We start from the raw sequence: 6,601 nt of genomic DNA, 5'->3' as shown, positions 1-6,601 counted from the left end.
GCGTTCTTCCGGGACTACGATCGCTATCTGTTGCTGGGCTGGGGAGTCACGGTGCCCCTGCTTGCTATTATCGGTGGCTTGCTGATTGCCCGGGGGCTGAACTTGCCATTACGCCGGCTGGCCAAAGTGGCCTTGAAAGTCGGGCGAGGCGAGGCGGTGCCGGTGCTGGATACCACCATCGGCCCGGAGGAAATCCAGGCGGTTAACACCGCCTTTAACCGAATGACCCGTGACTTGCAGCAGGCCCAGCGGGATCGGGCATTGCTGTTGGCCGGCGTGTCCCATGATTTGCGAACCCCGCTAACGCGCCTGCGGCTGTCAGCGGAATTCATGCAGGACGAAGAGCTGGCAAAAGGCATTGTCGAAGACATTGAGGATATGGATGCGATCCTCGATCAGTTTATTTCCTTTATCCGTGACGGGGCGGATGAGCAGCCAGATTTTGAAAACCTGAATGACCTGATTCAGGAAGTGGCCGGCAAGTACCCGGCCGAACAGCTACGGTTCGAACTGGAAGATCTGCCCCGGTTAATGCTCAAACGACTGACCGTAAAACGGATGCTGGCCAACCTGGTGGGTAACGCGCTCAAGTACGGCGCCTCGCCGGTGGAAATCCGCACCGCTGTTACCGAAAACAAGGTGGTGCTTACCGTGCGTGATCATGGGCGCGGCGTGCGTGAAGAAGACATTCCTCTGCTGTTACAGCCGTTTTCCCGGGGCGAAAAGGCGCGCACTCTCAGTGGCAGTGGCCTGGGGCTGGCGATCGTGAAACGGATTGTGGACATGCACCATGGTGAAATTCAGCTGGCCAACCATCCCCATGGCGGGCTGTTAGTGGAAGTGCGTTTTCCGGTAACCGGTAAATTCGTGCAACCGGAGCCCCTTTCCGCCGGTGTGAGATAAGGTTTTCCGGTAACAAAAAACCACATTTTGTGGCCCGGAATGTGCGCTGGCGCAAGGTTTGCAGTGTAAGGGTCGGTGCATTCTAGTACGCAGTTACTGGCATGGGTAACTGGAAAAACACCAATGACAGACAGCCAATAATAACGATGAAAAAAATGGATCCTGTTGCAACAATACGTTGTTGATGCCACTGCCAACCTGTTCGAAAACATAACCGTGAACAGGTGAATGGGACAAGAAGCGGGCACAGCGCGCAGGCAGCAGGGCGAACACCAAATGGACTTGGGAGAGCGCCTTATGAATATCCTCGCCGTGTGGTTGCCACCACGATGACCTGTATTTCCAGCCAGATTCTATTCGCTGATCCTCACGGGCGTTAACCGGGGTGGGTTAATGTTTGTGTTGTGAATGCCGATAGCCTGTTGTGGCCTGTGTGCCACGAGAGGTTTTGGGTCGCACGCCTGTGCGGCCTTTTTTTCGTTTGGGTAAATTCTTCGGACGCCTGATGCTCGAACCCGGAAGCGACATCAGCGCTGTTCTTTCTCCGGTTTTGATCTAAGCTTTGAGGCGTGAGGCGTGAGGCGTCGGTCGCCCAGCCTTATAACCCAGGGAGCGGTAATGACAATACACGAACGACGAGTTTTCGGGATGCGCATGGGGCTGGCCATGCTGGTTGCGGTTGGCGTCATTGTCAGTGCGCCGCTGCGGGCCAGTGATGATCCGTTGCGGACCGGTTATGCGGGCGTGCAGTACAACCTGCTCGATCAGCAGATCCCTGTTGGTGATGATGCACAACCGCGCAGCGTTCAGGCGGTGTGGGGCTGGCAGTACAACACCCTGCTCGCGCTGGAAGCGCGGCTGGGTTATGGCGTCAGTGACGATGAGGGCGGGCTGGAGACGGCCCGGGTTAGCGTGGACCCGCAATGGCTGGTGGGTGGCTATCTGAAAATGGGCCTGAGTTACCGTTTGCCGCTGTCCCCCTATGTGCTACTTGGGCACTCCTCGGTGAAGCGCGAGGTCACCGTGGCCGGCGGCGATAGCGAAGACGATGTGGCCAGCGATCCCTCCTACGGCATGGGGGCGTCGATCAAGCTGAACGAACGTAATGCCCTGACGGTGGAATGGCTGCAGCTGGATGACGACGACAATGACCTGACCACCGTTAACGTGGGCTATCTGTTCCGTTATTGATCGGTCTGTGCGGGCAGGCCGGTGGTAACGGCGTTACGTTTTTCCAGGCTGCGGCCGGCCAGGAAAATCAGCAATCCGCCCATGGCCAGGGCCGCCCCTACCAGGCCGGTGGCGGACCATTGTGCGCCCATCTTGATGGTGACGCCGGCCAGCCAGGCGCCCAGCGCATTCGCCAGGTTGAACGCGGCATGGTTCATGGAGGCAGCCATGGTCTGGGCGTCTTCTGCCACATCCATGAGTCGCGTTTGCAGGGCCGGGCCCAGTGCCATGCTGGTGCCGACCAGCCCCACGAAGAGGATGGCGGGCAAGGGCCAATCGGCGGCAAAGTAAAAGCCGGCCTGAATCAGCGCACACCAGATCAGAATACGCGGTATGGCACGCAGCAAGTTGCCGTCTGCTGCGCGGGCACCGGCAAAGTTACCGATGATGGTGCCGATGCCGAAGATCATCAGCACCATGGGGCCCCAGCTTTCCGCCATGCCGGATTGCTCGGTGAGGGTGGGCATCACATAGCTGAACACCGAAAACATGCCGCCGAAACCGATGCTGGCGACCCCCAGGGTGAACAGCACCCGCTGTTTGACCAGCGCGGACAATTCGCGACGTGGGCTGGCGTTCGGGTCCGGCGCCTGGGCGGGTACCCACAGGCGGATTAACAGGGCGGTGCACAGGGCAATCACGCCCACGCCGATAAAGGCCACTTCCCAGCCGAACAGATTGCCGGCCCAGGTGGCCAGGGGCGCGCCAACCACGATGGCAATGGTCAGCCCGCTCATCACCCGAGCGACGGCGCGGGCACGCATGTGATAGGGCACGGCGGAGGCTGCCACCAGGGCGGCGACACCAAAGTAGGCCCCATGGGGCAGCCCGGCCAGAAAGCGCAGGGCCACGAAGGTCCAGAAATCCGTGGCCAGGGCGCTGGCCATGTTGCCCACGGCAAACACCAGCATCAGGGTGATCAACAGTCCTCGCCGGGGCACCCGGGCCGCCAGAGCGGAAATCAGCGGTGCACCGACCACCACCCCCAGCGCATAACTGCTGATGGCATAGCCCACATCCGGCACCGGGACTTGCAGGTCGGTGGCCACGCGCTGCATCAGTCCCATAATGACGAACTCGCCACTGCCAATGCCAAAGCCCCCCAGAGCCAGAGCGAGGGAAAGGCGAAGCAAGCGACTGGAGTCGGAGGACATAAGGGTTCCTGGATGAAGGCAGCGGGCAGGTCTGTGACGGATGGGATGAGACTGTCGATATTGAACAGGGTTCATTCTAGCATGCGAAAGAATGGTTTAGTGCCTGGAGCAGGCAAGAAAACGCCAGCAAGAACAATGCAGCAAGAATGAAGAAAGAATGACAGGGGTAACGATGAAGGTGACACGCATCATGGCCAATGTGGCCACGGACGATCTGGGCAAGGCGCAGGCCTTCTATGGCGAGATTCTTGGCCTGGACCGGATTATGGACCATGGCTGGTTCCAGACCTATGGCTCGGCAGAAACCATGACGGTGCAGCTGAGTTTTGGCTCCCAGGGTGGTTCAAACACAGCGGTGCCGGACCTGTCCATTGAAGTGGATGATCTGGACGAGGCATTGAGGCGGATGCAGCAAGCGGGAGTGCCGGTGGAATACGGGCCGGTGAGTGAGCCCTGGGGCGTACGACGCTTCTATGTACGTGACCCGTTCGGTCGGCTGTTGAATATTTTGCAGCATGAATAACCGCCCCTCTTGCCCGAGCAGGGTGGAGAGGCGGTGTGGCGTCACAGGGCGCTGGTTGGCACCAGCGGAATATTCACCCGCGATGGCATGGCCGGGGCGCTGTAAATGGTCATGGCGCCCAGCAGGCTGGTGAGCAGGTCGGGGATCGGGCTCAGGCCATGGGGCAGGTCACTGGTGCCCACGCTGATGCGCAGCTTTTCCCCGGCCTTGATCAGGGCGCTGGTGGGGAACACTTCCACATCGGCCCGGAAGGCGGTCAGCGGGCTGATGCTACGTTTTGATTCTGCGCTAAACGGGTGCCAGGGCTGGATCAGTTTGCCGTTCATGAAACGCGATTTGCTGGCATCAAAGGCACTCATGGACGCCATCTGAATGCCGTGGGTCAATGGCCGGGCAATGCCGTTGTCGCCCACCACGCTGACCCGCACGGTGACATTGGTATCCAGGGCGGTGGTGGACGCCCAGATCTGCCCGGTGATCGGGCCGTTGATGGCCATGTCTTCTTCCAGCGGCTCGCTGGTGTACACCGCTTCCAGCAGGTTGACCACGTTGTCCTGTGCCGAGCAGGGCGGCAGGATCAGGCCGAGCACGCCGGCAGTCCACTGGCTGGCGCTGGCGGAGCACAGGCCATTGACCGGCGTCTGCAGCAGGCTGGTCTGCTTGTTGCTGGTGGGAGCGTCCCCGCTGATCTTGCCAAACAACGGCAGACCGAACTGGCCGTGCAGGTAGAAGGTTTCCGCTTTGGCCTGGGGGTGTGGCCAGTCGGCGGCGGTGACATAGCGTTCGGCACCGGTGTAGTACTGGGTGACCGGCGGGTAGGACGGGGCGCCGGTGTCGATATCTTTCAGGTAATGGTCAAACCAGGCCAGGCGCAGGCTGTCCAGGTCCGGCACACCATCCGCGGGCAGGCCGGCACCGGATGAGCCGTCCAGGTGCTGCCAGGGACCGATCAGCAGTTTGGCGGTGGTGTGGTCCTTGAGCCCTTCATAAATCAGCGGCTCGCCGCGCTGGAAAATATCGTTTAGCCCGCCGACCACGAAGGTGGGCGCACTGATCTTGTCGATCTGTTCCAGCGGTGAGCGGATACGCCAGAACTCGGTGTCGAAGCGGTTCTCATCACCAATCAGGGCTCCGGCAATCACCGGCACCTGGAAATCCACCAGAGCACCTTCCAGGTGCTGAAGCAGGGTGGTGAGGCTGTAGGCAGGATCGCCATTCTCGAAGCCCACGGAGGAGGGGATAACGCCCAGCCCGGTGACCAGCGCCATCCACAGGGGAATAAAGCCGGCGTTGACCTGGCCCCCGGAGAACACGATGTCCCGGTAGGCGTCGCCCATGGGCACCACGGCAAAAATCGCCTGCACGGCCGGGTCTTCCTGGGCGCCGGTGAGCAGACCGGTGATGCCCATGTAGGAGGGGCCATTCATGCCGATCCGGCCGTTACTCCAGGGCTGTGTCTTGATGTACTCCACCAGCTCGGCCATATCGTCCTGATCCACCTGGCTGAAGGCCTGCCAGCTGCCCTCCGAGGCACCGGTGCCGCGCATATCCACATTGATATAGGCATAGCCGTGTTTCACCAGGTCCAGGTCGGCAATCAGGCTGCTGGACAGGAACTGGTTGTAGCCGGTGAAGGTGGCGATCACCGGGAAGGGGCCGTCGATGGCATTGCCGTTTTCGTCCGCTGGCAGGGTGACGGTGGCCGCCAGACGAATGCCGTCGCGCATGGTGATCAGCTGCTGGGGCAGGTTGACCGTGTTCGGGTATTCCTCGTCGCGCTGGTAGGGCTCGCTCCAGGCCAGGTTCACCGGTGTGCTCACATCCTCGCCAGCATCGTTATCGGTATCGTCATCGCTGTCGCCGCCGGTGTTGGCGTTGGGGGTGTTGGATGCATTGGCAACGGTCGGGGCGCTGCCGCTACCTCCGCCGCAGGCGGTCAGTTGCAGTGCCAGGCCAAGGAGAATGACGATCAGAGTGCGGCCATTCAGGCGCGCTGAGGATGAAGCGGGCATGGTGCGGTCCCTGTGTTGTTATGGTGGCGGCTCGCCGTGGAGCGAGACATTTTTTTATAGATGTATCAGCGTAGGTGAGATGGCAGTGCAAATCTGTGGGTACCTTGGTGCCCAAGCGTGAAAGATGCAGGGGCTTTTGTGACGGACTGTAATCTGCCTCTGGCCGGAAACGTTTGTGGTGGCAAGGCTGATGGCGGGGTCACCGGGTGCGGCGTAGCTCAGTGGCTTTTTTGGGGGGGATTTGCGTTTTGCCTGGCCAGTTTGCTGTTGGGGGGAAGCCGGCCCCCGGTTCCCCCGGGGGTGAGGCTCTGCGCTGAAGAAGGGGTGGCGTTGTGGTCACCAGGGGGGCTTTGAGCGTCAAGGCATCCTGCGTTGAGTGCGAGACAGTCGCGCTAATCAGCGCTTTGTCACTACTCTGCCGGGTTCAGTTTCAGCAGCTGCCCCTTGTTGCTGTCGGTGAGCAGGTACAGGTAACCGTCCGGCCCCTGACGGACATCGCGGATTCGCTGTTCACGGTCCCCCAGCAGCCGGGTTTCACTGATTGGCTGCTGCCCGTCAAACGCCACCATGTTCAGATGCTGCAACTTGAGTGCACCGTTAGCGGTGTGGCCTTGCCAGCCGGGGTAACGGTCGCTGGTAATGAAGGCCATGCCGGCCGGAGCGATGGAGGGGGTCCAGTGCAGCAAGGGCTGGGCGTAGCCTTTTTTCTCGGTGTCGCCAATGCCGGGGCCGTAATATTCCCGGCCATAGGTAATCACCGGCCAGCCATAATTGACGCC

At 60.8% G+C, this 6,601-nt stretch carries 6 protein-coding genes; 3 read left to right on the top strand and 3 right to left on the bottom strand.

Annotated elements, in window-relative coordinates:
• Both A3730_RS08325 and A3730_RS08320 read left to right on the top strand, forming a co-directional pair.
• Positions 1 to 903, top strand: a 903-nt coding sequence (locus tag A3730_RS08325) for an ATP-binding protein (RefSeq protein ID WP_063537905.1), incomplete at its 5' end; no start/stop codon positions are given.
• Between the two features lie 618 nt (positions 904 to 1,521).
• Entirely contained in the window at positions 1,522 to 2,094 is a 573-nt protein-coding gene (locus A3730_RS08320; protein ID WP_082872305.1) for an outer membrane beta-barrel protein, read from the top strand.
• Here A3730_RS08320 and A3730_RS08315 read toward each other — a convergent pair.
• Positions 2,088 to 3,287 carry an MFS transporter gene (locus A3730_RS08315; RefSeq protein WP_063521131.1) on the bottom strand — a complete coding sequence of 400 codons (1,200 nt, stop codon included), beginning with the start codon at positions 3,285 to 3,287 and terminating at the stop codon, positions 2,088 to 2,090. The genes A3730_RS08320 and A3730_RS08315 overlap by 7 nt on opposite strands.
• Positions 3,288 to 3,444: 157 nt before the next feature.
• Here A3730_RS08315 and A3730_RS08310 point away from each other — a divergent pair, with 157 nt between their 5' ends.
• Positions 3,445 to 3,810, top strand: a complete 366-nt coding sequence (locus A3730_RS08310) for a VOC family protein (RefSeq protein WP_231880716.1) — start codon at positions 3,445 to 3,447, stop codon at positions 3,808 to 3,810.
• Positions 3,811 to 3,851: 41 nt separating this feature from the next.
• Here A3730_RS08310 and A3730_RS08305 read toward each other — a convergent pair whose 3' ends face one another.
• Together A3730_RS08305 and A3730_RS08300 are read right to left on the bottom strand one after the other, a co-directional pair.
• Positions 3,852 to 5,822: a CocE/NonD family hydrolase gene (locus A3730_RS08305; RefSeq protein WP_063521129.1), complete on the bottom strand. Its 1,971-nt coding sequence runs from the start codon at positions 5,820 to 5,822 to the stop codon at positions 3,852 to 3,854.
• A 410-nt stretch (positions 5,823 to 6,232) separates the two neighbouring features.
• A partial coding sequence (locus tag A3730_RS08300) for a PQQ-dependent sugar dehydrogenase (RefSeq protein ID WP_197477373.1) occupies positions 6,233 to 6,601 on the bottom strand: 369 nt, incomplete at its 5' end.

The sequence above is a fragment of the Alcanivorax sp. HI0044 genome (assembly GCF_001634945.1).
This window is presented reverse-complemented; position numbering and strand designations above follow the sequence as displayed.

Excerpts from the sequence above, each read along its gene's own strand:
- A3730_RS08320 (WP_082872305.1), top strand. The coding sequence starts at position 1,522 with ATGACAATACACGAACGACGAGTTTTCGGGATGCGCATGGGGCTGGCC.
- A3730_RS08310 (WP_231880716.1), top strand. The coding sequence starts at position 3,445 with ATGACAGGGGTAACGATGAAGGTGACACGCATCATGGCCAATGTGGCC.
- A3730_RS08305 (WP_063521129.1), bottom strand. The coding sequence starts at position 5,822 with ATGCCCGCTTCATCCTCAGCGCGCCTGAATGGCCGCACTCTGATCGTC.
- A3730_RS08315 (WP_063521131.1), bottom strand. The coding sequence starts at position 3,287 with ATGTCCTCCGACTCCAGTCGCTTGCTTCGCCTTTCCCTCGCTCTGGCT.